24 protein-coding genes, 5 tRNA genes, 1 pseudogene and 1 riboswitch are annotated in these 26,399 nt (G+C 41.8%); of the genes and pseudogenes, 7 read left to right on the forward strand and 23 right to left on the reverse strand.

All coding sequences use genetic code 11. The features are described from left to right. The 21 genes from secE to C3F34_RS05445 all read right to left on the reverse strand — a co-directional run bounded on the left by secE (position 1) and on the right by C3F34_RS05445 (position 16,298). Positions 1–441 carry a preprotein translocase subunit SecE gene (gene secE / locus C3F34_RS05345; RefSeq protein WP_044739157.1) on the reverse strand — a complete coding sequence of 147 codons (441 nt, stop codon included), beginning with the start codon at positions 439–441 and terminating at the stop codon, positions 1–3. A gap of 75 nt (positions 442–516) precedes the next feature. Continuing rightward, positions 517–592, reverse strand: a tRNA-Trp gene (locus C3F34_RS05350). Between the two features lie 50 nt (positions 593–642). Next, entirely contained in the window at positions 643–1,833 is a 1,191-nt protein-coding gene (gene tuf / locus C3F34_RS05355) for an elongation factor Tu (RefSeq protein ID WP_016167280.1), read from the reverse strand. A 147-nt stretch (positions 1,834–1,980) separates the two neighbouring features. Next, a tRNA-Thr gene (locus tag C3F34_RS05360) sits at positions 1,981–2,055 on the reverse strand. 12 nt (positions 2,056–2,067) lie between these two features. Further along, positions 2,068–2,143 (reverse strand) — tRNA-Gly (locus C3F34_RS05365). A gap of 36 nt (positions 2,144–2,179) precedes the next feature. After that, positions 2,180–2,263: transfer RNA gene (locus C3F34_RS05370), tRNA-Tyr, on the reverse strand. 54 nt (positions 2,264–2,317) lie between these two features. After that, a tRNA-Thr gene (locus tag C3F34_RS05375) sits at positions 2,318–2,393 on the reverse strand. Between the two features lie 99 nt (positions 2,394–2,492). Then, entirely contained in the window at positions 2,493–3,986 is a 1,494-nt protein-coding gene (trpE, locus tag C3F34_RS05380) for an anthranilate synthase component I (RefSeq protein WP_044738806.1), read from the reverse strand. 114 nt (positions 3,987–4,100) lie between these two features. Beyond that, positions 4,101–4,772, reverse strand: a complete 672-nt coding sequence (locus C3F34_RS05385) for a phosphoglycolate phosphatase (protein ID WP_016168450.1) — start codon at positions 4,770–4,772, stop codon at positions 4,101–4,103. 70 nt (positions 4,773–4,842) lie between these two features. Further along, complete coding sequence (locus tag C3F34_RS05390; protein ID WP_044738805.1) at positions 4,843–5,514, reverse strand: FHA domain-containing protein; 672 nt, start codon at positions 5,512–5,514, stop codon at positions 4,843–4,845. Positions 5,515–5,585: 71 nt separating this feature from the next. Further along, the gene (gspD, locus tag C3F34_RS05395) at positions 5,586–7,841 is read right to left on the reverse strand and encodes a type II secretion system secretin GspD (RefSeq protein WP_104441205.1); all 2,256 of its coding nucleotides are present in this window, start codon (positions 7,839–7,841) and stop codon (positions 5,586–5,588) included. Between the two features lie 42 nt (positions 7,842–7,883). Next, complete coding sequence (locus tag C3F34_RS05400) at positions 7,884–8,711, reverse strand: type II secretion system protein N (protein ID WP_044738803.1); 828 nt, start codon at positions 8,709–8,711, stop codon at positions 7,884–7,886. Next, positions 8,711–9,454: a type II secretion system protein N gene (gspN, locus tag C3F34_RS05405; RefSeq protein ID WP_104441206.1), complete on the reverse strand. Its 744-nt coding sequence runs from the start codon at positions 9,452–9,454 to the stop codon at positions 8,711–8,713. Before gspN ends, C3F34_RS05400 begins: the two co-directional genes overlap by 1 nt. Before the next feature lie 165 nt (positions 9,455–9,619). Continuing rightward, on the reverse strand, positions 9,620–9,946 hold the full coding sequence (locus C3F34_RS05410) for an H-NS family nucleoid-associated regulatory protein (protein WP_016168455.1): 327 nt from the start codon (positions 9,944–9,946) through the stop codon (positions 9,620–9,622). Between the two features lie 150 nt (positions 9,947–10,096). After that, a complete protein-coding gene (locus C3F34_RS05415; protein WP_016168456.1) occupies positions 10,097–10,525 on the reverse strand; it encodes an acyl-CoA thioesterase in 429 nt (142 codons plus the stop codon). An 8-nt stretch (positions 10,526–10,533) separates the two neighbouring features. Next, entirely contained in the window at positions 10,534–11,727 is a 1,194-nt protein-coding gene (locus C3F34_RS05420; protein WP_104441207.1) for a heme biosynthesis protein HemY, read from the reverse strand. A gap of 1 nt (position 11,728) precedes the next feature. After that, complete coding sequence (locus C3F34_RS05425; RefSeq protein WP_104441208.1) at positions 11,729–12,580, reverse strand: hypothetical protein; 852 nt, start codon at positions 12,578–12,580, stop codon at positions 11,729–11,731. Further along, the gene (locus tag C3F34_RS05430; protein ID WP_044738798.1) at positions 12,577–13,356 is read right to left on the reverse strand and encodes a uroporphyrinogen-III synthase; all 780 of its coding nucleotides are present in this window, start codon (positions 13,354–13,356) and stop codon (positions 12,577–12,579) included. Before C3F34_RS05430 ends, C3F34_RS05425 begins: the two co-directional genes overlap by 4 nt. A 3-nt stretch (positions 13,357–13,359) precedes the next feature. Next, the gene (gene hemC, locus C3F34_RS05435) at positions 13,360–14,277 is read right to left on the reverse strand and encodes a hydroxymethylbilane synthase (RefSeq protein ID WP_026441111.1); all 918 of its coding nucleotides are present in this window, start codon (positions 14,275–14,277) and stop codon (positions 13,360–13,362) included. A gap of 105 nt (positions 14,278–14,382) precedes the next feature. Next, a complete protein-coding gene (locus C3F34_RS05440; protein ID WP_044738797.1) occupies positions 14,383–15,120 on the reverse strand; it encodes a LytR/AlgR family response regulator transcription factor in 738 nt (245 codons plus the stop codon). 56 nt (positions 15,121–15,176) lie between these two features. After that, positions 15,177–16,298, reverse strand: a complete 1,122-nt coding sequence (locus C3F34_RS05445; RefSeq protein ID WP_044738796.1) for a sensor histidine kinase — start codon at positions 16,296–16,298, stop codon at positions 15,177–15,179. On the opposite strand from C3F34_RS05445, the gene argH reads away from it, so the two are divergent. Continuing rightward, positions 16,289–17,719 (forward strand): argininosuccinate lyase, encoded by a 1,431-nt coding sequence (gene argH, locus C3F34_RS05450; RefSeq protein WP_171284952.1) that lies wholly within the window; start codon positions 16,289–16,291, stop codon positions 17,717–17,719. The genes C3F34_RS05445 and argH overlap by 10 nt on opposite strands. A gap of 11 nt (positions 17,720–17,730) precedes the next feature. Then, positions 17,731–18,003 carry an oxidative damage protection protein gene (locus C3F34_RS05455; protein ID WP_016168464.1) on the forward strand — a complete coding sequence of 91 codons (273 nt, stop codon included), beginning with the start codon at positions 17,731–17,733 and terminating at the stop codon, positions 18,001–18,003. 430 nt (positions 18,004–18,433) lie between these two features. Here C3F34_RS05455 and phoU read toward each other — a convergent pair whose 3' ends face one another. Together phoU and C3F34_RS05465 are read right to left on the reverse strand one after the other, a co-directional pair. Beyond that, positions 18,434–19,156, reverse strand: a complete 723-nt coding sequence (phoU, locus tag C3F34_RS05460; RefSeq protein ID WP_016168465.1) for a phosphate signaling complex protein PhoU — start codon at positions 19,154–19,156, stop codon at positions 18,434–18,436. Between the two features lie 108 nt (positions 19,157–19,264). Next, complete coding sequence (locus C3F34_RS05465; RefSeq protein WP_104441209.1) at positions 19,265–20,587, reverse strand: TolC family outer membrane protein; 1,323 nt, start codon at positions 20,585–20,587, stop codon at positions 19,265–19,267. Positions 20,588–20,844: 257 nt separating this feature from the next. Here C3F34_RS05465 and C3F34_RS05470 point away from each other — a divergent pair, with 257 nt between their 5' ends. From C3F34_RS05470 to dksA, 5 genes and pseudogenes are all read left to right on the forward strand, one after another. Continuing rightward, positions 20,845–21,903 (forward strand): hypothetical protein, encoded by a 1,059-nt coding sequence (locus C3F34_RS05470; RefSeq protein WP_213064795.1) that lies wholly within the window; start codon positions 20,845–20,847, stop codon positions 21,901–21,903. 118 nt (positions 21,904–22,021) lie between these two features. Further along, a riboswitch (TPP riboswitch) is annotated at positions 22,022–22,140 on the forward strand. Between the two features lie 109 nt (positions 22,141–22,249). Further along, entirely contained in the window at positions 22,250–24,145 is a 1,896-nt protein-coding gene (thiC, locus tag C3F34_RS05475) for a phosphomethylpyrimidine synthase ThiC (protein WP_044738793.1), read from the forward strand. A gap of 75 nt (positions 24,146–24,220) precedes the next feature. Continuing rightward, positions 24,221–24,841 carry an NUDIX domain-containing protein gene (locus C3F34_RS05480; RefSeq protein WP_044738792.1) on the forward strand — a complete coding sequence of 207 codons (621 nt, stop codon included), beginning with the start codon at positions 24,221–24,223 and terminating at the stop codon, positions 24,839–24,841. A gap of 10 nt (positions 24,842–24,851) precedes the next feature. After that, a pseudogene (gene cpdA, locus C3F34_RS05485) lies at positions 24,852–25,660 on the forward strand (3',5'-cyclic-AMP phosphodiesterase). A gap of 211 nt (positions 25,661–25,871) precedes the next feature. Continuing rightward, complete coding sequence (gene dksA, locus C3F34_RS05490; protein ID WP_016168471.1) at positions 25,872–26,399, forward strand: RNA polymerase-binding protein DksA; 528 nt, start codon at positions 25,872–25,874, stop codon at positions 26,397–26,399.

The following is a 26,399-nucleotide window of genomic DNA, read 5'->3' on the forward strand; positions in this document are numbered from 1 at the left end:
TTACCCGATAATAAACTTCATAAACCAGCCTAAAATATAGTCAAAACACCACAATAAAATGGATGCTACAACGACTACAGCAAGAACCTGCCACGAGGTGGTCACAGTCTCTTGCTTGGTTGGCCATGTGACACGACGCAATTCAATACGCGCATCTTTTAGCAAACGAACAAAGCCTTTGCCTTGATGGGTGGCGTATAATAAACCTAAAGCCACAATGATACAAGACAAAATTACACCAACACGCACCCAAATATCATTCGCTGGTGCCCAATATGCTGGCAAGTGCTGATTTACCATGGTTGCACCAATGATTAAAATCAATGCAATAATCCATAGCACAACATCTAATGGTGAGCCAGAACCGACAACTTCAGCAGAGGTATTTCTTTGAGGGATAGGCGCGTCGCTTAATGCGTCACGCGATTTATCATTCGACATTTTTTTACTCGTCGTAGAATTCGCGATTTATTATATGACTAGTTTAGCCAGCATCAAGCTCTTTTACGAAAAAAGTGGCAGGCCAGGAGGGACTCGAACCCCCAACATTCGGTTTTGGAGACCGACGCTCTACCAATTGAACTACTAGCCTGCAGAGTAAGTCGAGAATCGAAATTCTCGACTTAAATTTTGTATACTTAATTATGCAGTTACTTTCGCAACAACACCAGCACCTACTGTACGACCACCTTCACGGATCGCAAAACGTAGACCTGGGTCCATTGCGATTGGGTGGATTAATTCTACTGACATTTCAACGTTGTCACCTGGCATTACCATTTCAACGCCTTCTTGTAATTGGATTGCGCCAGTTACATCAGTCGTACGGAAATAGAATTGTGGACGGTAACCGTTAAGGAATGGAGTATGACGACCACCTTCTTCTTTAGAAAGTACGTATACTTCTGCGTCGAATTTAGTGTGCGGCTTGATTGTACCTGGTTTAGCAAGTACTTGACCACGTTGTACGTCTTCACGCTTAGTACCACGTAGAAGAATACCACAGTTCTCGCCCGCACGGCCTTCGTCAAGAAGTTTACGGAACATTTCAACGCCAGTTACAGTTGTTTTAACTGTATCTTTGATACCAACGATTTCAACTTCTTCGCCTACTTTCACGATACCAGCTTCTACACGACCTGTTACTACTGTACCACGGCCTGAGATAGAGAATACGTCTTCGATTGGCATCAAGAATGCTTTGTCGATCGCACGTTCTGGTTCTGGAATGTAAGTGTCAAGCGCTTCAACAAGAGCAAGAACTGAAGACTCACCATACTGACCAGCGTCGCCATTAAGCGCAGCAAGAGCAGAACCACGGATAACTGGAGTGTCATCACCTGGGAAGTCATAAGTAGAAAGAAGTTCACGAACTTCCATCTCTACTAATTCAAGTAACTCTTCGTCGTCAACAAGGTCGCATTTGTTTAAGAATACGATGATGTAAGGTACACCAACCTGACGTGAAAGAAGGATGTGTTCACGAGTTTGTGGCATTGGACCATCAGTCGCAGCACATACAAGGATCGCGCCATCCATCTGAGCAGCACCAGTAATCATGTTTTTAACATAATCGGCGTGGCCCGGGCAGTCTACGTGAGCGTAGTGACGGATTGGAGAATCGTATTCTACGTGTGAAGTATTAATTGTAATACCACGTGCTTTTTCTTCAGGAGCAGAGTCGATTTGTGAGTAATCTTTCGCTTCACCGCCGTAAGTTTTTGCACAAATAGTTGCAATCGCAGCAGTTAAAGTAGTTTTACCATGGTCAACGTGACCGATTGTGCCCACGTTTACGTGTGGCTTATTACGTTCAAACTTAGCCTTAGCCATGTTTATATTCCTCGTTTACGTCGAACACAATTCTGAGAAAAGCTCAGCATCGACATATCGCCTAAAAAAGCAGACACCCAATACTTGAAAAGCAGACTAATAAGCCTGCTTTTTAAAATCTTTGTAGAACATCTACTAAACTGTATCTGGAGCTCTTATCGAGATTTGAACTCGAGACCTCTCCCTTACCAAGGGAGTGCTCTACCACTGAGCTATAAGAGCAATCATCTTCGATGGAGCGGGAGACGAGGGTCGAACTCGCGACATGTAGCTTGGAAGGCTACCGCTCTACCAACTGAGCTACTCCCGCTTAATGTTGGTAATTAACCACTTCAATCGAAGTTAATGGTGGTGAGGGAAGGATTCGAACCTTCGAAACTTTCGTAGCGGAGTTACAGTCCGCCCCCTTTGACCGCTCGGGAACCTCACCATTTCACACTTATTTCAGTGTTGTTCTTTACTTCACAACTACACACCTTTAAGATGGTGCCGGCACACGGATTCGAACTGTGGACCTACTGATTACAAGTCAGTTGCTCTACCAACTGAGCTATGCCGGCTCTTTCTTAGTGTTTCGTACGTTTCGTATCGGAACGGTGTGCAGTTTAGCAAAACTTGAAATCCATGCAAGTGTTTTTTTCAAAAAAAACGCTAAAAACTCATAAAATCAATCCATTTGATGATAATTCAACCGCCTTGATCACTGCGCGAGCTTTTATTTGGGTTTCATTCCACTCAGATTCAGGATTTGAGTCCACAACGAGACCCGCACCAGCCTGAACAAAGACCTTATTTTCACGAATAACACAGGTTCGAATCGCAATCGACATGTCCATTTCGCCATGCCAGCCTAAATAACCAACAGCACCACCAAAAACACCACGTTTTACAGGCTCTACTTCATCAATAATTTCCATAGCGCGGATTTTTGGGGCTCCAGATAAAGTACCTGCTGGAAAAGTTGCTTTAAAAACATCCAAAGCATCTACATCATCACGAACTTCGCCTTGCACATTGGAGACAATATGCATCACATGCGAATAACGTTCGATCACCATTTGATCAGTCACTTGCACTTTGCCAATTTTAGAAACGCGCCCCACATCATTGCGTCCTAAATCAATCAGCATTAAATGTTCGGCAATTTCTTTTTCATCTGAAAGTAAATCTTTTTCTAAGGCCAAATCTTCTTCTTTAGTTTTGCCACGAGGACGTGTGCCCGCCAAAGGGCGCACCGTAGCAATGCCATTTTCTAAACGCGACAAGATTTCTGGAGATGATCCCACAATATGAAATGGCTTTTGATCTTGCAAAGTTTGACCTTGCACCAAGAATAAATACGGTGATGGATTTAAATGACGCAAGGCACGATAAACCTGCAAGGCTTCTCCATCAAAATCTGAAACCATACGATGCCCAGGAACCACCTGCATCACATCCCCTGCACGGATATATTCTTTAACCGTTTCAATTGACTCTAGGAATTTCTGTTTGCCCGTGAGTGACTCAAAATGCGGTGCACTGTGTTTTTTTGCTTGTAAACTCACTGGTGTAGCAAGTAACTGCTCCAAAGCATCTAACTGGAGCTGTGCGTTAAAATACGCCTCTGCATCGTTGACATCGGCGTGCACAATCAAGAATAAAGTATCTTTTAAATTGTCAAATACAATCACTGTTTTAGATAGCATCATCCAGATATCAGGTAAACCGACTGGATCTGCTTCTGGCACATTGTTTAAACGTGGTTCAATATAACGTACAGCATCATAACCAAAATACCCCACCAATCCGCCAGTAAAGCTTGGCAAGTCTGGTAAATCCGCTTGTGTCGGAACTTTAAACTGCGCTAGAAAGGTTCGAATATATTCAAAAGGATCGGCACAATCTTTCTGTTCATGCGTGCCATCTACATGTTGAATGGTGAGCTTGCCCGCATTGCAAGAAAATACGGTAGATTCACCCAAACCAATGATGGAATAGCGCGCCCAATTTTCACCACCTTCTACCGATTCAAATAAATAGGCTTGTTGATGGTCTTTTAATCGTGCAAAAACCGAAAGTGGTGTTTCTGTATCTGCCAGACGTTGTCGATAAACAGGAATCAGGTTATAGCCTTGGGCTTTTAGTTGCTCATATTGCACTTGAGTCGTCATGAGGTTCTCTCTAAATTTCGATTGGGGTCAATTCAATTTTTCGTTACATCAGACTGAGCGACGCCATCGAAAAGCTTTACAACGACTCATGTGTCATGATTCCTTATCTACAAATTACGTTTTGATTAATTCTCTTAAATCATCGACCACTTGCTGTGGTTGGCAATCCTGTATGTCTTCACCATGATTATAACCATAGCTAACGACAATACAATCAATACCCGCACGTCGTGCCGCCTCGACATCATTACTCGAATCACCAAACATTAAGGTCTGGGATTTTTCAATCTGATATTCCTCAACACAGTGCAGTAACTGACGTGGATGTGGTTTGCGCTCTTCGAAACGGTCACCGCCAATCACATCAATAAAGTATTTAGACATATCCAAGGCTTCAACAATTAAGCGAGCAGGCTGTTCAGGCTTATTGGTGACACACACCATTTTCTTGTTGTGCTGCAAACCCCATTCTAGAAACTCCAGAATGCCATGAAATGGTCGGGTTTCAATACAAGGTTCCGCATTGTAAATTTCTAAAAAAGTATCGAGCAGTTGTTTGTGCTGCGCAGGATCAACCTCACCTGTAAGATATTGCAAAGTACTATGACAAAAGATAGAGGTTCCCTTACCCACCCAAACACGCACTTGCTGTTCGGTCACCAAAGGAAGCTGCAAGACATTAAGACTCATATTCATGGCACGATATAAATCAGTCGCTGAATCGACTAAAGTTCCATCCAAATCAAATAGCATTAATTCACGGCGATCTAATTGTGCAATATTCATAAGCAACTCGCATTATTCAGATATAAAAAAGGCATGCCAGAGCATGCCCTTATTCTAGGCAACTCCCAGATTATTTAAACATCACCCAAGCAAGGATAGACAAAATAACCAAGACTATAATGGTGATTAAACCCAGTGAAGCATTCTTCTGTTGAGTTCGTTCTTCTTCAACACGAGAAACAGGTTGCTCAACTGGAATCGGGGCTGGGTTTGGCGTAGCTTTAGATACATCTACACCTTCAGGAATTGGTGCGGGCTTAGGAATAGATACATTCTGTGGCATCCCATCACGACTTAACTGAACACTACTATCACGCTCAGTCAGGCTTGGCATCCCCTGTTCATTCATATGATGCGCTGCTGATTTCTCTGCTTCTGTTTCAGACGGAGCAACGGCTTCAGCAGGCTGTTGAACTTCAACTACATCTTCCTCAACTGTATTTGCCAAAGGAGCTGGAGCAAAGACTGTAAATTTAAAGCTTGCAAACTGAACAATATCGCCATCCTTCAGTTGGCTTTCATCTACAATTTTCAAGTCGTTCACAAAAGTGCCATTCGATGAATTTAAATCTTGCACCCATAACGCTTGCTCTTTTAACAACAGCGCTGCGTGTTTACGTGACACTTCTGCAGATTGCAACAATACATCTGCATCTTGATGGCGCCCAACCAACATATCACGGTCAACACTGATCTCTTGCCCCGTAAATTCGCCTGTAATTGCCTGTATCTTCCAAGTCATCACATTATCTCTTTATGATTTTGCTTCATCATACCATGCAACTTATAGATTTCAATTTGGCTACTTTGGCATTACGAAGCTGGACGCACACGAATGGTGGTTACTGTATTTTTGGTTTTTTCCACTTCTGATTTTGGAAATGGTGTACTGCTGATTGGTGGCTCAATCGCTACAGGCGTAGTCACAACCGCAGCATTGGATGACTGCGCCGCAGAAGGTACAGCTTGATAAGGGCTAGTCCGTGGCGCACCAGGTTGCACAGGCAAACGCTGCATGTAAACATCATCCACCTGCTCAGGCAATTTAGCAAAACTGCCATCTTTATCGAGCGCCAATTGCAAACTATATAACTGACTATAACGCTGTTGAGATAAACGACGAACATCATCGCCACTACCCACAATCGTTGGATGAATAAAGACCAATAAATTGCGCTTCTGATTCGTCTTTGCATCCGATCTAAATAAGCGCCCTAGACCAGGGATCGCACCCAGCCCCGGAACCGATTGACGACTATAAATCGAGTTATCTGAAATTAAGCCACCGAGAACTACAGTTTGTCCATGCTCTGCCAAAATAGCTGTTTTAATGGCACGTTTACTGGTGACCAGATCTGACGCCTGACCTTTGCTGTTTTTAACCCCAGAAACTTCCTGCTCAACCTCCAAGCGAACCGTACCATTTTCACCAATGTGCGGAATCACCTTTAGCGTCACACCGACATCTTTGCGTTCAATGGTGGTATAAGGATTTACTGTGCCATTGTTGGTACTCACCGATCCTGTCACAAAAGGAACGTTTTCACCCACCACAATGTAGGCTTCTTCATTGTCCATCGTGACAATCGAAGGTGTTGAAAGCAAATTAGATTTGGTGTTTTCTTTGAGTGCCTGAATCAATGCACCATAAAGTCGACGTGAACCATCACTGCCCTCTTTATAATCACCCAACACCACTGAGCTACCCGCACCCGTCAAGGCCTGCCCCAGACCTGAAGCCCCGCCAATCAAATAACCCGCAGCGAGGCTGGCTAGGCTTGAACCTACGTTATCAAAACTGATTAAACCTACACCACTGCTAATATCACCCAAAGCCCATTGCACACCCAATTGATCTGCATCAGAGCCTTCAACTTCAATAATTGCAGCCTCGATTAACACTTGTTCGCGACGAACATCAAGTTGTTGAATCGCAGACTCAATTTCTCGCATCAGCTGTGGATCTGCTTTGACCACCAATGCATTTTGTGAACTATCAGCAATAATACTGATCCCATTTGCATTAAAACTGGTGATGTTGTTCTGATTATTCCCAGTAGAACTGCCCCCCAAATTAATTGCTGGTGTCGAAATACTTGAGGATGAGCCATTGCTTGTCGTCGTATTCGCACTTCCCATCATATTATTATTGGCATTCGATGTACTATTGGCGCGACTATCCGATCCTGAAACTGCCTGCCCTGTGACCAAGCCTTGTAAAATTTCGGCCAAGTTTTTTGCACTGGCATACTTTAAACGGAAGACCTTCAAACCACCCAGACGGTCTGCCGCAGGCACATCCAACATTTCAATCAATTGACGCAACCGTTTACGTGTTGCCGTATCGCCTTTAATTAAAATGCGATTGGTACGATTGTCCGCAATCACACGCACTCGTGCACCTTTTAAATCTTTGGCTGCCCCAGTCGCCGTCATAGAATCTAATAAGCCAATCATTTCTTCAGCTTGACTAGATTGCAACGTAATCGCTTCAATATCGTGCTGATCAGTACCATCTAAATTACGAATGATAGTTTCCAGTTGATAAATATTACTGGCACGATCTGACACAATCAGCGCATTCGCCCCGGGTACTGCCGACAAATTTGCAAACTGCGGCATGAGTGGGCGTAAGGCAGGAATTAGATCATTGGCATTGGTATTTTCCAGCCAAATCACGCGCGTAACAATTTGATCACCTGTAGCACGATTTTTAGCATCATAGGGAATGCCTGAACTTTTTACATTGCTGTCTGGAACAATTTTCACAGTATTGCCCGAAGGAATAGCCACCACCCCATTCACATTGAGCACGCCTAAAAATAAATCGTAAACTTCACTTTTATTGAGCGGCTTATTGGAAATAACCGTCACATTGCCACGTACGCGCGGATCAACTGCAAAATTTTTCCCTGTAATATCGGCCACTTCATTAATAAACGCCGTTAAGTCCGCATCACGTAAATTGATTTTCCATGTTTGCGCATAGGTACTGCTACTCACGGCAGCAATCAGAGGTGCACTTGCGAGCAAAGCCCAAACTGGACGATTATTATGAAATAAAGCCATATACTTCTGTGTTTCCTAACCCTACGGGCGATTTCTCATCATTTAAAAATTTTGTTGTATGGTCATCACCTGATCACCACGTTTTATTTCAAGTTTGACTTGGCCTGCTTGTTTAGCTTGTTCAAGTAATTGTGCATCATTTTGTCCCTGCCCCACAGCTTGACCATTTAAGGACAAAATTCGGTCTCCAGGTTGTAATCCAAGGGTATTCCGTAAAGCTGAAGGTGTTTTACTGGTGACTTCATACCCTTCACCTGTCGCCGCACCAACCCCCATATCGGCCAAAAACTGGTCACGATTTTGATGCATTTGTTGTACTGCCTGCCCCAAAGCATTTTGAGTCGATTGCGATATATTCCCTGTTGGTAATGAAGCCACATCCGCAGGTGGAACCATCGGTTGATTTAGACCATTGGCAATTCGATTAAATGCAACTTGCTGGCTTTGTCCCGTAGAGTCTCGCAACACCACATGATCCCAATACACCTCGACCAATTGATAAGCTGTACCTGCCAATGTTTCTCCAACCTTATAACGGTCAGCGACTTCATTAACTTTAATCACTGCTGAGGAATATTGACTCGGATAGGACACCACTACCCCTTGCAAAACAAAATTGGCGAGGTTCGCACCACTCGAAGCATTATTTTCCTGAAATAAAGAAAATGCCGATATATTGGGAACTTGAGGTTGCTGTGAACCTAACTCTACACGTTCTAATTGCATAGGCATTGGCGGAGCAACCCACAACCAAAATATACTGGCCAATTTCCAACTTAAATAGGCCACTAACACAGCCAATAACCACGGTGCAAAACGGTTGAACTGAGCGCCGTTCAAATGCTGTAACTTATCTTTGACCAATCTCATTACATACCACCTTGGAACAGGGGCTGACGAGAGCTGACGACATAAGTATCTAAACCCGCTTTACCTTGATACGAAGGCACATTCATCAACATACGCTGAGTAATCTGTACATCAAGCATCAGGTTTTTATCCAAAAGTAGATTAATCATTTTCTGGTCGCGCTGATCCCGCACATCAATCATCAATACTTGATCTCGATCACTTAAACTCCCTTTTAAGGAAGGAATACTCATTTGCTCTTGACGTTGTGCAAAGCGATATATCAGTTCACCACCTAACCACTGCACAGTACCTTCTGCTTGTTGAAAGCCTTGTTCTTTTTGATATTTAAACTGTAAGTCTTGGACTTGAATCGGATTACTCGGCCATTGCCAATCGGCAACCCGCTTTAATGTTTCTGGGGCAATTTCCCCAGATAATGCTTTAACTGTCCAACGCTGCCCCAAACCATAACCCACAGTACCTTGTAACTGAGTACGCCCACTATGGATATCTACTTCAGCACCTAAACGAAGCAACAATAAATCTAAGGGACGTACCTTCCAATTCAATGAACCTTTTAAAGCTCCCTGATGCCAGTCCGCCTGCCCTTGCCAGATATTGCCACTGACATTCTGTAAAACTTGGTTATTCTTATAAAATTTAGAAATAAGCCATGCTGCTGGAATTTGCAGCACTACAAAAAATAAAAATGTACTTAACGCAAAAATCCACCATGCAAGGTGTTTATTCTTTTTCGTCATCCCAACACAACCAACATCACTATTTTTCTTCCTTGGATATATATTTTATCTTTGCCACCCATTATGCACACTTTTTTCACATCGCCAATTCATCACTATAAAAAAACCAAGCAGTTTTGCTTGGTTTAAATAATTTAATCAGATTGGATGACAATCTAATGAAGATTAGATAAGAAAATCTTCAAGTTTTGCACCTTTTTCCAATTCAGCCACTAGCCAGCGAGGTTGTTTACCACGGCCTGTCCAAGTTTCTGATGCATCTGATTTATTGCGATAACGTGGTTCTACAGATTTACGAGTCGTTTTCTTACGTTTAGTTGCGCCAAACTCTAAGATTTGCTCAATACTCAAACCCACTTTATCAGCAATATCCATAATCTGAGTATATGCATCTTCAATTGCCTGATCTTTTTTAGAAACGATTAAGGCTTCCGCTTCTACTTGTAAACGCTTTAACTCTTCTACAGATAAATTACTAATGTCTGGCATCATATTAACTCCATTAAATACGATTTAATTTCTTACACAGGATTATCATATTTTTATTAACTCGATTATTCAATACTTATATTTAAATTTGCTACAAGATTCGAACAGTTAATATATGTTTTAATAATCAAACATTAAAATAATGATCAAAAATTAAATTAAATGTCCAACATCTCGTTCCATTTTGAGAATTTTCTCACGAATATCATCAGGGATTGCGGTTTTTTGCATATTGTCTTTATCAACACAAACTATCACCGCCTCTGCCATTGCAACCACCGCATTTTGTGCAGTACTGAATAATAGATAACTCATACGGATTGCACTATTACGTAATTCATCAACACGAACAGCTACTTTTAATTGATCTGGATAAAATACAGGTCGTAAATATTTGCACTGATTTGATGCAACAACCGTCAATACACTTTGCTCAAATATATTTAACGCATCAAAATATTGAATACGTGCGCTTTCAATATATCGATAATACATGACATTATTTACATGGCCAAAAGCATCCATATCTCCCCATGCTACATTTTGCTCATGTACAATTGGATATTCATTAAATAATGACATATATTCCCTTAAATCTTGATTTTCATAAAATTCGCATTATTTTCAAAGATCAAATTTAACTGCTGAATCAAATCTTCTCGATTTTTCAGTGTTGCTTTAATCCTTAAATAATTCATGAGCACATTATCTGGATATAAAGTTAATAATGCATCTGCTTTATTTAACCGGTCAGTCGCTTCGTAGACATGCCATTTAGCAAAGGTCAAAACAGGTAAAGATGGATATTTCAACTCCCAATCCTGAATATGTTGCTCTACATCGCTATAATTTGGGACCTGTTTCAACAATTGTTGCTGAAACCAAAGATAAAACACCTCAGCATTAAATTGTTGATCAAGCAAATGTAGGGCCAAGCTCTCATGTTGCTGACTTAAATCAGGTAAGCGTGACAATAGTTTTAACCACAACATTTTGATGTGATAGCTGCGAGTTTCAATTTCAGTCGATAAATCTAGATAACGTTGTTGCAAATCTTGTAGGTTTTCAGCACTAGCATGATCAAACTGTTGCAAAAGTTGCTCTAACCATGCCTGTTTGGTGACTTCATCTAAATGCCCATATTGCATAGAGCGCAAATATAACCAAGGAAATTGCACAGCAAACTCGCCCCACAGTTCGGTTAAACGTTGCTCATAGGCGACTTGCACATCCTTTAGCCAAGGTGATAATTCATGCTGAGTTAAAAACTCAAGATGTGTCAGGGCTTGCTCACCATCGTGCTGCGCCAGATAAACCTGAATGCGTTGAATCTCTGCCAATTCAAATGCCATGGCATGGCTGTGATTTAAAACAGATAACGCTTGTGGATATTCCTGTTGCATCAAATACAGTCTTGAGTCAATTACACCGCGTAATAAACCAGACTGAGCAAATGCATTTTGAATAAATTGCTGTTGTTCCCGACCCGCATCTAATAACCAAATGACAGCCAACTGCTCATAAGGGTGCAAGGTCTTGAAGTCGTAGATTTCGATTTGTTTTCGTTGTGCACGCGTAAAATAGCGTTTCAGCAACAACCAAACTAACTGAAAAATAAAGCCCAGCACAGCCAAAAGCACGAACATGAACCAGACATTACTCTGTAACTGCCATTCACGCCAATACACATAAACATAGCCTGCACCATAACCGTAACTCAACACACTAATCACAGCAATCACAAGCAGGCATATAAAAGCATAGGCTAAAAGAATCTGTTTCATATTAAGATCCTAGCAATGCACGGATATTTAAAACAGGCATCGGAATAATACTAAATCCTTTAATCTTCTCCACTTGCTTACGCAGTTTTTGTGCTTGTGCATCAGGCAAAGTCGATAATATCTGCAAAATCTCCGCCAAATCCTTTTGATATTCGACATACTGACCATGATTCAATGCTTCTCGAGCAACCAATAGGCGCAACTGCACTTCTTTCAAAATGATTGCACGCTGCATCAGTTGTGTAGCAGGTTGCTTAGCAGGCTGTAACTCAAACCAACGCTGCCAGAAAGGACGATCTTCTGCTCGGACAGGTTTCATTTGAGCCTGTTTAATTTCTTGTGTTAATACCACATCTACTTGTTGTAATAGTTGTTGAATTTGTTGCTGCTGCTCGGTACGCGCTTGCACAGTTTGCTGTATCAATTGTTGATCTTTACCCATCACCTGATGCAAGCTTTGTTTCAAACTCGGCGCCAAAGCATATTGCTCAATATTGATATTCAGTTGTGCTAACTTTTCCAAAGCAAAATGGTATTGCTGTTGCTGCAAAGCAAAATCGACCAAGTCCAGTTGCTGACGGATCAAGACTATAGGGTTAATCTGTACTGGGGTAGTCGCTGCCTGCACACTTGTGCCCGTAGCTGGGACATTCGATGCACTTGGCTCAGACGCTGTTGGGGTTTGACGCTGCCAAGCAACAATTTGATCATTCAAATTGGCACTATTGGCTTCCAGCCGTTGTAACGTATCCTGCATTGCAACTTGCTTTTGATTGAACTGAAAAATGTCATAACTTAATTTGGCAATCCATGCCACACAGACCAAAATTAAAACAATTAAAAACTTTTTCATGCATTTCTCGGCATCGCTCGAAGGCATTGCAATATTGTTGCTGTATTTAAATCAGGTAATTGATAGAGATGAAATGATAAACGCTGTTGTCGCTGTGTATTTAACAACAATTGATAAAGTCGCTCACCCAATACCATAAAATGTCCTCGTGCCAGCAACCCCATATCGGCTCGCATCAATTCCAACCAGTTTAGCCAACTGGCTTCACTGCTAATCAGTACACTATAGTGCTGATGTTGTTGCAACTGTACGACAACTTGATCAAAATTTTGAATCGTCTGCGCTGGGCAATGTCGTTGGTACAAAATAAAATTTAAAACAGAGATCCCTTGCTGCTGCAAAGTCTCCATCATAAATTGGCGTCCACCCTGACCACGCCAAAAAGCCACACAAGCGGAAGGGGTCAGGTCTTGCAACAAGGGAATCTGCAACATCCCCTCTGATGTTTCAACCTTAGGCACATAGCTAGATATGCCATATTGAGCCAATGCTTGTGCGGTTTTTTCACCTACCGCAACCCATTGCACCTTGCTCAAAGCTTGTAGCGACACACCACTTTGCTTTAAGCCCTGCATTCCAAATTCAACAGCCGAAGGACTGACCACCACAATACAGGTCACCCTCGGTAACTGCTGATACAAATCCTGCAACTCAGATGACCATGCACACGGCTCCAACACCAACAATGGAAGATCCAAAACTGGAAAACCAGCTTGTTGAATGTTTAAGCTGAGTTCGGTCGCACGAGTATTCGGGCGGGTATTAATAAATAACATGAATTAATGCAAAGCTTGGAGCAGCTCTCCTGCACCTAATTCAAGTAGTTGTTGTGCCAATGCTTCACCTAACTGTTCTGCTTGAACCACTGGTCCACGCAATTCAGCGACCAATAAAGTTGCTCCATCGACACTGCCTACACGCCCTTCAATGTGTAACTCATCTGCATGTAAAGTGGCATAACCTGCAATCGGTACCTGACAACCACCTTCCAAATAAGCATTAAAGGCACGTTCAGCACGAACACAAGCCGAAGTTTCCATATGCAACAAAGGTTGGATTAAATCTAAAACCTGCTGATCATTTTCACGGCATTCCAACCCCAATGCCCCTTGTCCAACTGCTGGCAAACTAACACTGGCTGGTAAGGTATGACGAATACGCTCTGAAAGTCCTAAACGCTTAAGTCCTGCACTCGCTAGAATAATGGCATCATATAAACCTGCATCTAATTTTGACAGGCGGGTTCCGACGTTACCGCGTAAATCAATAATTTCAAGATCTGGGCGTTGCTTCAGAATTTGGCATTTACGACGCAAGCTTGATGTTCCCACTTTAGCACCCTGTGGCAAATCGTTAAAATTTGCATAGTGGTTTGAAACAAAAGCATCAAATGGATCTTCACGCTCACAAATCACCGCTAAGCTTAAACCCTCTGGAAGTGCCATAGGGACATCCTTCATAGAATGTACAGCCAGATCAGCTCGACCATCCAACAACGCAGCTTCCAGCTCTTTGACAAACAAACCTTTACCGCCAATTTTCGCCAACGGTGTATCTAAAATTTTATCTCCTTGAGTGACAAACGTAACCAACTCCACCTTTAAATCAGCATTGCGTTCTTCCAGACAGGAACGAATAAATTCTGCCTGCCATAAAGCAAGGGGACTTTGGCGTGTTGCGATCTTCAAAGTTTTCATAAATTTTAAATACATTGAATAAGGTCAGTTATTCTAAACTTAACTGGCTGACTTTAAAATGCAAGTAGAATTCACACCGCACCACATGAAATCATACATTTGACTTCAAAGTTTCTGAATTCGCTCGCGTAAATTGGGTAAATGTCGTCGGCTCACAGATAAACGTTCATCCAGTTCACGGCAACGCACTTGATATTGCCCAGAGTTAATCACCTCTAACCCTTCAAGATAATGCACTGAAACCAAAGCATTGCGATGAATACGAATAAACTGCTCACCAAATTCTAATTCTAAGTCCTTTAAAGTTTCATCAATGAGTACACTGCCATTTTTATGACGTACCGTGACATATTTTTGATCCGCTAAAAAATAATAAATATTTTCTACAGGGACCAGTTCTACCCCACGATAGGTCTTCGCAGCAATTTGATGACGTTGTGTTTGATTATCCATATCTTCTTTTTGTTTTAAGTTACTCATTTGCGCTTGCGTGAGTTTGGTCAGTTGGTCTAAAACCTGTTGCAATTCCTGTTGCATAATCGGTTTTAGCAAGTAGCCCTCGGCATGCGATTTAAACGCATCCAAGGCATGCTGGTCGTAAGCCGTACAAAATACGATAGCTGGGGATGGTTCCAACTGACGCAAATATTGCGCGCAGGTTAAACCATCCATTTCTGGCATTTGTATATCTAAAAGCACCACATCGGGTTGATAAAATTGCACCATTTCAATTGCTTGCTGACCATAAGCCGCCGTTGCAATAACCTGATGCCCCATTTGCGTGACCAATCTGGATAAACGCTCTACTGCAAGAGGCTCATCATCACAAATCAGGATGTCCATTATTCCTCCTTCGTTCAGTTAACGTGGATTATTTTTATAAGTTAACCGCCACTGTTTTATTTATACGGGTATTGCACCACAGTGGTATACATCCCATCTCCAGCAAAAGTTCGGAAGATGACTGCGCGCCCATAATACGCCATGAGACGCTGTTTTACATTATCAATGGCAATACCGTGTCCTTGTCGTAAATTTATTTTATCCTGTGTGTACGGGTTTGTAATGACGATATTGACTTGATGTTGTGTAATTTCGACCAATACGCTCACTATACTGGTTGATAAATTTTTCTCAACCCCATGAAAAATACTATTTTCTAGTAAAGGTTGCAAAGTGAGCAACGGAATTTGCGCCTGTGAAAATAATTCAGGATGCACAAATTTCCATTCAACCTGTAACCGATTTCCTAGGCGAATCTGCTCAATCGCCAAATAACGTTGGCACAATTCAATTTCATCTTGCAATTTCACCAACTTTAACTCTTGGAAACTGGCACGAAATAAACGCGATAAATCTAATAGCATTTGTTCAGCTTTATCAGGATCAACAACAATTAAACTGATGGCACTATTTAAACTATTGAATAAAAAATGTGGATGAATTCGGGCTTGCATCGCCTGAATACGTGCATTCAGTTCACTGTGTTGCTGCCGCATCCATTGTTCTCGGATATAGAGATATCGAAAACAAAATGCCCCCAGTAGACCACCATAACTTAAATGCAATACCACACCCTGCAAGGCAGTCGTAAGATCTAAACCTTTAAAGCTAAAGTTTTGCCCAAAAAAGACAAAAATATTGAGAATCAAGCTGGTAAAAAAAATGGTGCTTTGTAAGATCACAAAGCCCAACAGCAACATCGAAACCAAACCCCAATGCTCTAGGCGTGGCTGTAGGCGCTCAACAATTGCCGTAAAACACAACAAGACCCAATTGATATACAGCATAAACAACAGCACTTGTGTTCCACTCAGGGCTTGCCATGAATGTGCTTCTGCCAAAGCCAACAAAATGGCTAAAATATTGCCCGCAATACACAACTCGACTAAATTTTGCCACCGTCCCACAGTACTAAAAAAATAAGAATAGGATGCTGGGGCTTCGGCAACTGCTTTTGAATTTGCTATACTCTGTTTAATTTGCCGATTTTTTATTTTACTGAGCCGACATGACCACATCTTCTAATTCCTCTAATCCGTCACAAGCCCAGACTTCTGGCATGTGGGGCGGTCGTTTTACTGAAGCGACTGACGCTTTTGTTGCAGAATTTACCGCATCTGTACAATTTGACCAACGCTTTTATAAACAAGATATTGCAGGCTCAATTGCCCACGCAACTATGTTAGCAAAAGTTGGCGTACTAACCGAATCTGAACGTGATGCCATTACCGAAGGTCTCCGCACCATTCAGGCTGAAATTGAAGCAGGTAATTTCGAATGGCGTATCGACTTAGAAGATGTGCATATGAACATTGAGTCGCGTTTGACTCAACGTATCGGCATTGCAGGTAAAAAATTACATACAGGTCGTAGCCGTAATGACCAAGTCGCAACGGATATTCGTCTCTATGTACGTGATGAAATTGATGCCATTTTAGAACTCTTGGCGAAACTGCAAAAAGGCATTTTATCGTTAGCAGCAAAGAATACCAGCACAATTATGCCGGGCTTTACTCACCTACAAACAGCTCAACCTGTAACCTTTGGTCACCACTTATTGGCATGGTTTGAAATGCTGGTGCGTGACTCTGAACGTTTAATTGACTGTCGTAAACGTGTGAATCGTATGCCGTTGGGTTCTGCTGCCCTTGCAGGGACAACTTACCCAATCGACCGTGCTTATACAGCTGAGCTTCTTGGTTTTGAAGCTGTTTCTGAAAACTCACTCGATGCAGTATCGGATCGTGATTTCGGCATTGAATTCAACGCCGCAGCATCACTGATTATGATGCACTTATCTCGTATGTCAGAAGAACTCATTCTATGGACTTCTGCTCAGTTTAAATTCGTTAATATTCCAGACCGCTTCTGCACTGGTTCGTCCATTATGCCGCAGAAGAAAAACCCAGATGTACCTGAATTGGTTCGTGGAAAAACAGGTCGTGTTTATGGCGACTTAATGAGTTTACTGACCCTCATGAAAGGTCAACCCTTGGCATACAACAAAGACAATCAAGAAGATAAAGAACCTTTATTTGATGCGATTGATACTGTACGTGCTTCGCTCATGGCATTTGCCGACATGATTCCTGCATTGGTTCCAAACATTGAAATTATGCGCGAAGCAGCACTTCGTGGTTTCTCAACCGCGACTGACTTGGCAGATTACCTTGTGAAGAATGGTGTGGCATTCCGTGATGCACACGAAATTGTGGGTAAAGCCGTTGCACTAGGGGTTCAAGAAGGAAAAGATTTATCTGAACTAACACTTGAGCAACTTCAACAGTTCTCTGACTTGATTCAAGCCGATGTATTTGAAAAAGCACTCACTTTAGAAGCATCAGTGAATGCACGTAACCACATTGGTGGTACTGCACCTGCACAAGTCGAAGCGGCTATTGCACGTGCCTATGTTCGTTTAGAAAAACTTTACGCTTAAGGGGTTTCACCATGTCTCGACAAGTATTCTGCCGTAAATATCAAAAAGAGATGGAAGGCTTAGACTTTGCTCCATTCCCTGGTGCCAAAGGCGAAGAGTTCTTCAACAACATTTCTAAGCAAGCTTGGCAAGAATGGTTAAAACACCAAACCACACTGATCAATGAAAAGCGTTTAAATGTGTTTGAACCTGAATCAAAAAAATTTTTAGAAGAGCAACGTGAGAAGTTTTTTAGCAATGACAGCAGTATTGAAACTGCCGAAGGTTGGAAACCAGAAGCTTAAGTTTGTTTGAATGCTAAAAATGAAAAGACCAGTCAAACAGGCTGGTCTTTTTTCATGTATGTTTTTGAATTTTATTAAATCGAGTCTGGCTTAAGGCAAGCATTGGGGTGGTTCATTCAATTTCAAGGCTTGAGATATAAAAAGCTACATATCCATAAATAAGGCTACATTTGCACACAATATCCTACATGAGTCATGTGCAGCACCTCACTATAATGACAATTAAGGAGATGGAGACATCTCTGAATACTAAAATAATATCCCCCTATTTATTTTATTCCCAGATTTCCCCCAAAATCTGGGATTTTTTTTAACTTGCTCTACAACTTCGGTCACTATCAATACAATAAAAAAGACTTATGTAGGTTCTACATAAGTCTTTAGCAACATTTAATCAAATCATTTGAATTGTTCTAATATGAAGTAATTCTTAACGCTCTTGAACTTTTTCTTCAATTTCAGCCACGCTGGTATGTCGAACATCCAAACCTTTTACCATATAGATGACTTGTTCGGAAATATTGCGGGCATGATCACCAATACGCTCCAATGAACGTAAAACCCACATCACGTTAATGACACGAGAAATATGACGTGGATCTTCAATCATATAAGTCATTAAAGTACGGGTTGCCGACTGGTATTCACGGTCAATATCCGCATCTGCCAACATAACTCGTAGCGCCTGATCCACATCTAAACGTGCAAAAGCATCCAAAGCATCATGAATCATCACACGGACTTGATTGCCGATATGACGAGTTTCCATATAACCACGCGGGGAACCGCCTTCTTCACAAAGACTTTGTGCAATACGAGCAATTTTAGCTGCTTCATCACCAATACGTTCTAAATCAGTGTTGGCTTTACTCATGGCAATCACCATACGTAAATCAATCGCCGCAGGATGACGACGCGCTAAAATTAACGTGAGCGCTTCGTCAATTTCACGCTCATAACGATTGACAGTATTGTCCTGATATTGCACATCAATGGCTAAGTTGGCATCAGTATCGAGTAAAGCGTGGATTGCATTCGCCACTTGTTGTTCAACCAAACCACCCATGGTCATAAATTTGGTATTTACAGCCTGTAAATCTTCATTAAATTGCGAAGAAATATGATGGTTTAAAACAGGGTTACTTGGACTCAAAATCAACACTCCACAACAGCGGTTAAAGACAAACGCTTTCGCTCAATATTAAAGCATACCTATTATGAATATTTGATGACAACAGAAAATCAACACCAGTATTTCACTTTATTTTTCGACCAACCAAACATTCATTTGTTGTAACGCTTGTTCATTTAATTGACCAACGGCTGCTTTTAAACGCAATACATTCAAAACATAGTCATATTTGGCATTTACATAATCTTGCTTAGTTGAAAATGCATTGCGCTGTGCCAGCAACACGTCGACCATGGTTTTTAAACCTTCCTGATATTGTGCCTGAGAAGCCTCTGACACCACTTGAGAAGATTGCATGGCAGCCTGACGAGCTTCGAGTTTGGTTTGATCAGTTTCCACCTGATAAAACGCTTTCTTCACCTCAGTTTGCGCTTTACGAATGGTAGCATCGAGTTGTGCTTCAGATTTACGCACATTCACCGCTGCTTTTTGAATAGAACGCTGTGTTCGTCCACCTGTAAAAGCATTCCAATTCATTTCAATGCCAATCTGGTCAAATTGACCATCATTTGACAGCACACTTGAAGGCTGCTGCTGATTATAACCATAGATCCCGACTGCTTCGAGCTGCGGATAGAGCGCAGCTTTCTCCACCCGTTTTTGATCTTCGGCATAGCGTTGTTGTAATCGTGCTTGTTGTATTTCTAAATTATGGTTGCGGGCCAAATCTTCCCATGCTGTCAATTGGGCGGGTTGAGGCTTTTGATAGACAAAATCATCCCGAATGACCGCAAGCTTATCCCGATAAGGACCAATTAACTGCTGTAATTGCTCTTGTGCCAATAACAATTGCACTTGGGTTGCAATACGGTTTGCTCGTGCATTCTGATACTGCGCTTGTGCTTCACTGACATCACTTTTAGCCACCAAACCTTCTCGTAACTTGGCATTCATCATATTCAATTGCTGCAACAGGGCTTGTTCTTCTTGTAAATATGCTTGCGTTAAACTTTGCTGACGCAACACATCAAAATAACTTTCTGCCACCGTTAAAATATGCTGCTGTTGCTGTAATTTTAAGGTCACTTCACTTAAGTTGACTGAAGTCTCAACTTGTTTAAAACCTTCCCATGCATCCCAACGAAACAAGGGTTGTCGGGCAGTGACTGCAACCTGATGAGTTGTGGTGGCCGAAGGAATCTCTAAGGAAGATTGTGATGTATCTGAATTCTGCTGTGATTTTCGGGTGCTACTGGCTGAAACCGTGATCGTTGGCAATAAGTTCCCTTTGGCAATACCTAAATTGAGCTGGTCTGCTTCGTATTGCAGCTTATTTGCTTGCCAATTTGGATCGGTCTGTTGCGCCCTTGCATACACCTGTACCAAATCCAAAGCATGTGCTTCAGCCATGTGAAAACTTAAAGACAAACCGAGCAACCAAAGTTTCTTCATTCTTATCCCTGATTCAAACCGTTTCATATTGTATGTAACGTCATAAGCCCCTACAAACTCTGCTAAATTAACGTGATCAGTGCAATTTTGCACGGGTTTTAACCACAATCACCTACTAAAACAGCTCAGGTTTAGTAACCAAACTCCCTCACAATAGTACAAACCTACTGCAAGATTTCGGCTTAAAATAAAGCCGTACTCCCTGCTCCTGCTTATCTTTTAGGTTTACATTCTTAACGGCTGTGAAATTCAAGTTTATGCTTTCATTAAAACCCTGTTTTCTCTTGTTGTGTGGCATGTTGCTGAGTGCTTGCCAGCAACCAGAATCTCAAGTTGCTCAGGAACAACCTCCCAAACAGCAACAACAAGAAATTACAGTTGATTTAACTGAAATGTGCAAAAACCTAAAAAAGAATATGTTGGAAATTAATAACCAACGAACCACCTTTGCCCTTGAAGAAATTAATCAAGATCTCAAAGTCTGTCTTCCGCTCGTAAAACTGGCTGAACAGAAAGATTTACTAAAACTTTCTGGCATCATGTACGATAATTTTTTACAAGTAGAACGCACCCCACAGCAACAATTGGCTTTTGAGCAATATGCGTTTGACATGGCGCAGCATCCCACCATTCAACAAAGTCATTTTGAACAATTTTCCCTGCGTGACCAATATCTGATTAAGCATCAGGGACAGGCCTATATTGAACTGATCGACCAAGGCGAAGGAATGCTCGCTTACCGCCGTAGCCCACAGTATCTCGCGATTGTGTTTGCACCCTACATGCCTGAAGCTGAAAAAGTCTTTATTACTGAATTGGCACAGCAAAACATGCAAGCCCCATTTCTGGATGGTGCCTTAACTATTGACCCGCAAGTCATTGTGGCACGTGCTTTATTCTGGGAAAATTATTTACAGCAATATCCACGTAGTAGCTATCGACATGACGCAGAGTATCTCTTAGAAATGTATACGCATTTCTTATTTAAAGGCATGAATAACTCTCCAGTCTCAGAAAGTTATAACGATCAAAATGCCATTAACAGTAGCAGTCTCTTTGAGATTGAAAAACTGGCAAAATTGCAACATTCCCATCTGGCGTGGCAAGCACGACGTTTTTTGCAATTCTTAGAATTATCAGAACAACAACGTCACACCCAAATTCCTGTACAACTCAGTCCTCAGCAAAAACAATCTGGGCAAAGCAATCTACTGACTTTAAAACAATTAGATCAATTTTTAGGGCTACCTGAGCTGAATACACGTTCGCCTCGTGACTGTTTCAGTGATGCGATTTGTCTTCCATCAGCAAAATAATCTGCGCTATTTTTCATTCTTTTTCATACAACCCACAGCAACAATAAGTCCTTTTTCTTCGCTGACGAATGTCATGAAATATACATGGGCATTTCCCTGATTGCATGCTACCATTTGCTCTAGCTTGACGGAGCGCGAGTAATCCCTCGCTGAGATTGTGTAGTTCTAAACATGAGCACAAGTACCGTTGAACCTGATCAGGTTAACACCTGCGTAGGAATCAAGCGCTCCCTAAAAACTGCCGCCCTCCGTCTATCTGGTGAATTTATTACTAGAATTTAAACCAGAAGACCAGCCAAGTTTTGGTCGTGCTTGATTCGTTGATGTCATTCATAAGGATCATGCTATGAACCAATTAACGAATCTTTCCCCTGCTGAAGTTTCAGCTCAACATGAGCAAGATGCAAAAGATTTAACTCGAATTCTACCTGCTTCAAACAAAGTCTATATTGAAGGCTCACGCCCTGATATTCGTGTACCCTTCCGTGAAATTAGCCTCACTGATACCCCAACAGGTTTAGGTGGCGAACAAAATCTGCCTTTACGTGTCTATGACACCTCTGGGGTTTATACTGACCCGAATGTTTCGATTGATCTGAACAAAGGTTTACCTTGGGTACGCCAAACTTGGATTGAAGAACGTGACGACACAGAAGTCCTTACAGGTCTGACTTCAAAATTTGGGCAAGAACGCCTGAAAGACATTCGCACGGCTGACATTCGTTTTGCACATATTCAAAACCCACGTCGCGCTAAAGCGGGTAAAAATGTCACGCAAATGCATTATGCCAAGCAAGGCATTATTACCCCAGAAATGGAATATATTGCGATTCGTGAAAACCAACGCCAACGTGAAGGCGTGGATATGCGTCAACATGCAGGTCAAAATTTCGGGGCACAAAATTTACGTGAAATTACCCCTGAGTTTGTCCGTCAAGAAATTGCTGCAGGCCGTGCCATTATTCCTGCCAATATTAACCATCCTGAAATTGAACCCATGATTATTGGACGTAATTTCTTGGTGAAAATTAATGCCAATATTGGGAACTCGGCACTAGGTTCTAGCATTGATGAAGAAGTGGCAAAAATGACATGGGCAACCCGTTGGGGTGCTGACACCATCATGGACTTATCAACGGGTAAAAATATTCATGAAACACGTGAATGGATTATTCGTAACTCACCCGTTCCTATCGGCACCGTACCAATTTATCAAGCACTGGAAAAAGTTGATGGTGTCGCTGAAGATCTCACTTGGGAAATCTTCAAAGACACACTGATTGAACAAGCTGAACAAGGCGTTGACTACTTCACGATTCACGCAGGTGTATTGCTTCGTTATGTACCAATGACTGCCAATCGTTTAACGGGTATTGTGTCGCGCGGTGGTTCAATCATGGCGCAGTGGTGTCTAGCCCATCATCAAGAAAATTTCTTGTACACGCATTTTGATGAAATCTGCGAAATCATGAAAGCCTATGATGTTTCATTCAGTTTAGGCGATGGTTTACGTCCAGGTTGTGTGCAAGATGCCAATGACGAAGCACAGTTCAGTGAACTGAAAACTTTAGGTGAACTGACACACCGCGCTTGGGAACACGATGTTCAAGTCATGATTGAAGGTCCGGGTCATGTACCAATGCACATGATCAAAGAAAATATGGACCTCCAGTTAGAAGTATGTAAAGAAGCACCATTCTATACACTTGGGCCTTTAACAACTGATATCGCTCCGGGTTATGACCACATTACCTCTGCAATTGGTGCAGCCATGATCGGTTGGTACGGCACCGCCATGCTGTGCTACGTCACCCCGAAAGAGCATTTGGGCTTACCCAATAAGAAAGATGTGAAAGATGGCATTATCACATATAAAATTGCTGCACATGCTGCGGATTTGGCTAAGGGTCATCCTGGTGCCCAAGCCCGTGACAATGCTTTGTCTAAAGCACGTTTTGAATTCCGCTGGGAAGATCAATTCAACTTGGCCTTAGACCCTGACACAGCACGTAGCATGCATGATGAAACCATGCCAAAAGAAGCGCATAAATCTGCCCATTTCTGCTCAATGTGCGGACCAAAATTCTGCTCCATGAAAATTACTCAGAATGTTCGAGATTATGCGCAAAATCAGAAAAATGCGTCAGCATCAGAAGAAGTCGATTCAGAAGTAGAATCAGGTCTACAAGCAATGAAAAATGCCTACCACGAACATGGTCAAAAATTGTACCACAAAGTGTAATTGGCTAAAAAAATATTGGTGTTCAGAAAAAACTCCGTTAGGATGAAATAGTCATTTTCATCCTGACCGAGCTTTATGAATATTATTAAACGAGCAACGTATAACAGCGACGAAGTAGACGTTCTTTCTCGAGAATATTTATTTCGTGGCTTTATTCAGGTTGAAAAAGTCAGCCTCAAACATCGTTTATTTCAGCAAAGCGAATATACCTCTATTATTCATCGGGAATTAGTTCAGCGTCCCGAAGCGGCAGGGGTTTTAATTTATAATGACCATCAACAAAAATTCGCTTTAATTGAACAGTTTCGTATTGGCGCAATGGATGATCAAGATTCGCCATGGCAACTGGAAGTCATTGCTGGCGTACTCGATGATGATGAGTCACCTGAAAGCTGTATCCGCCGAGAAAGCCTAGAAGAGTCAGGTTGTGAGTTGCAAGATTTGCAGCATCTATTCAGTTTTTATCCTTCTGCCGGAGCATGTGCAGAGCTTTTTCATCTATATAGTGCAGAAGCAGTACTCCCTGAACAAGGCGGAATATTCGGAGTTGCTGACGAAGGCGAGAATATTCAATTGCATATTCTTGATTATGCCGACATACGTAATCTACTGACCAATGGTCGGCTCAGAAATGCGCCTGTCATCATGGCATTGCAATGGTTAGAACAACACATTAAAACTATAAGGAATGTCTAAGGGGAAGGACATGACTTTAAAACAACCACATGAACAGCCACAAAGCTGGACCATTATACAAATTTCAGATACACATTTAATGAATCAGGATGATTTAGAATTTGTGCATATGAATCCTGAGCAAAGTTTTCATCGGGTGATGGCGCAAATTCAACATGAATATCCACATGCCCACGCGCTGATTCATACGGGTGATTTGGCGCAGGTTCCTGTGTCTGAAACCTATCAGCGCTACCTCGCTTTTATGCAAACCACAGGTTTTCAATACTACCAAGTGCCTGGCAACCATGATAGTGAGGAATTCTTTCCATTTCATGACCAGCAAAATAAAGTCCATGCCATTCCTATAGGAAATTGGTGTTTAGTGCTGCTCAATAGTGCCGTCAAAGGCAAAATTGATGGCTGGATTAATACCGAACAACTCAAACAACTGGATCAAATTCTTAACCTACATGCTGAGCAATCCATTTTAATTGCCTGCCACCACCACCCTTTTGAAATGCAGTCCCGTTGGATTGATCAACATATTCTGAAAAACACTGAGCATCTGACCGATGTTTTGGCTAAACACTCGAATGTCAAATTGGTATTATGTGGTCATGTCCATCAAGCCTCGGAAAATCAATGGCATGGCATACATTTCCTATCCACCCCATCAACCTGCGTACAATTTAAACCACATAGTGATGATTTTGCGCTGGATGATGAAGCACCTGGCTATCGCGTCGTACAATTAAAAGCCAATGGTGAGTTTACAACTCAAGTGCATCGCACACAGCCCATACAAAAAAAATAAATATTGAAATTACAGGCTACTAACTTTTCATTTCATTTTATTTCCATTATGTTATGGCTGCTAAATAAAAGGTGATAGCTTAAATCGAAACATCAAAGACTATCCAGAACTGAAAAAAGTCTATATGATGACGACCCCTGTGGAACAATCTCCGCATGGGCGGTAGATAAAAACACTTGCATATCACCATATTTTTTGCGTATAGATGTACGTATATGATGAGGAATGCCCTATATGGCGAATGATAACCAAACCCAAGTCTTGGATGAACATACAGATGTTGTAGATGACAAATCTACCAAGCGCGTACGTAAAGCAAAGCCGAAGGCAACAGAAGGTGGTTCTACTGCGAGCTTATTTGGTATTGAACCTTATCAGCCAAAAAAGAATGAAGAATACATGTCTGAAGGACAGCTTGAGCACTTCCGTCAGATTTTACTGGCATGGAAAGCAGAGCTCATGTCTGAAGTGGATCGCACCCTCAACACCATGCAAGACGAAAATACTGCATTGCCTGACGTAAACGACCGTGCAACGCAAGAAGAAGAATTTGCAATTGAATTAAGAACACGTGACCGTGAACGTAAATTGATTCGTAAAATTGAACAATCGATTGAAGCCATCAAAAATGATGATTACGGTTTCTGTGAAACTTGTGGTATCGAAATTGGTTTACGCCGTTTAGAAGCACGTCCAACTGCGACTCTATGTATTGATTGCAAAACCTTGGCGGAAATCAAAGAGAAACAAAATAACGGTTAA

This window comes from Acinetobacter sp. ACNIH2, from assembly GCF_002934965.1.
In the GTDB taxonomy this organism is placed as follows: Bacteria; Pseudomonadota; Gammaproteobacteria; order Pseudomonadales; family Moraxellaceae; genus Acinetobacter; species Acinetobacter tandoii.

Coding starts and splice junctions, on each gene's coding strand:
- secE (WP_044739157.1), bottom strand. CDS start 441: ATGTCGAATGATAAATCGCGTGACGCATTAAGCGACGCGCCTATCCCT.
- tuf (WP_016167280.1), bottom strand. CDS start 1,833: ATGGCTAAGGCTAAGTTTGAACGTAATAAGCCACACGTAAACGTGGGC.
- trpE (WP_044738806.1), bottom strand. CDS start 3,986: ATGACGACTCAAGTGCAATATGAGCAACTAAAAGCCCAAGGCTATAAC.
- C3F34_RS05385 (WP_016168450.1), bottom strand. CDS start 4,772: ATGAATATTGCACAATTAGATCGCCGTGAATTAATGCTATTTGATTTG.
- C3F34_RS05390 (WP_044738805.1), bottom strand. CDS start 5,514: ATGACTTGGAAGATACAGGCAATTACAGGCGAATTTACGGGGCAAGAG.
- gspD (WP_104441205.1), bottom strand. CDS start 7,841: ATGGCTTTATTTCATAATAATCGTCCAGTTTGGGCTTTGCTCGCAAGT.
- C3F34_RS05400 (WP_044738803.1), bottom strand. CDS start 8,711: ATGAGATTGGTCAAAGATAAGTTACAGCATTTGAACGGCGCTCAGTTC.
- gspN (WP_104441206.1), bottom strand. CDS start 9,454: ATGACGAAAAAGAATAAACACCTTGCATGGTGGATTTTTGCGTTAAGT.
- C3F34_RS05410 (WP_016168455.1), bottom strand. CDS start 9,946: ATGATGCCAGACATTAGTAATTTATCTGTAGAAGAGTTAAAGCGTTTA.
- C3F34_RS05415 (WP_016168456.1), bottom strand. CDS start 10,525: ATGTCATTATTTAATGAATATCCAATTGTACATGAGCAAAATGTAGCA.
- C3F34_RS05420 (WP_104441207.1), bottom strand. CDS start 11,727: ATGAAACAGATTCTTTTAGCCTATGCTTTTATATGCCTGCTTGTGATT.
- C3F34_RS05425 (WP_104441208.1), bottom strand. CDS start 12,580: ATGAAAAAGTTTTTAATTGTTTTAATTTTGGTCTGTGTGGCATGGATT.
- C3F34_RS05430 (WP_044738798.1), bottom strand. CDS start 13,356: ATGTTATTTATTAATACCCGCCCGAATACTCGTGCGACCGAACTCAGC.
- hemC (WP_026441111.1), bottom strand. CDS start 14,277: ATGAAAACTTTGAAGATCGCAACACGCCAAAGTCCCCTTGCTTTATGG.
- C3F34_RS05440 (WP_044738797.1), bottom strand. CDS start 15,120: ATGGACATCCTGATTTGTGATGATGAGCCTCTTGCAGTAGAGCGTTTA.
- argH (WP_171284952.1), top strand. CDS start 16,289: ATGACCACATCTTCTAATTCCTCTAATCCGTCACAAGCCCAGACTTCT.
- C3F34_RS05445 (WP_044738796.1), bottom strand. CDS start 16,298: ATGTGGTCATGTCGGCTCAGTAAAATAAAAAATCGGCAAATTAAACAG.
- C3F34_RS05455 (WP_016168464.1), top strand. CDS start 17,731: ATGTCTCGACAAGTATTCTGCCGTAAATATCAAAAAGAGATGGAAGGC.
- C3F34_RS05465 (WP_104441209.1), bottom strand. CDS start 20,587: ATGAAGAAACTTTGGTTGCTCGGTTTGTCTTTAAGTTTTCACATGGCT.
- C3F34_RS05470 (WP_213064795.1), top strand. CDS start 20,845: ATGCTTTCATTAAAACCCTGTTTTCTCTTGTTGTGTGGCATGTTGCTG.
- thiC (WP_044738793.1), top strand. CDS start 22,250: ATGAACCAATTAACGAATCTTTCCCCTGCTGAAGTTTCAGCTCAACAT.
- C3F34_RS05480 (WP_044738792.1), top strand. CDS start 24,221: ATGAATATTATTAAACGAGCAACGTATAACAGCGACGAAGTAGACGTT.
- dksA (WP_016168471.1), top strand. CDS start 25,872: ATGGCGAATGATAACCAAACCCAAGTCTTGGATGAACATACAGATGTT.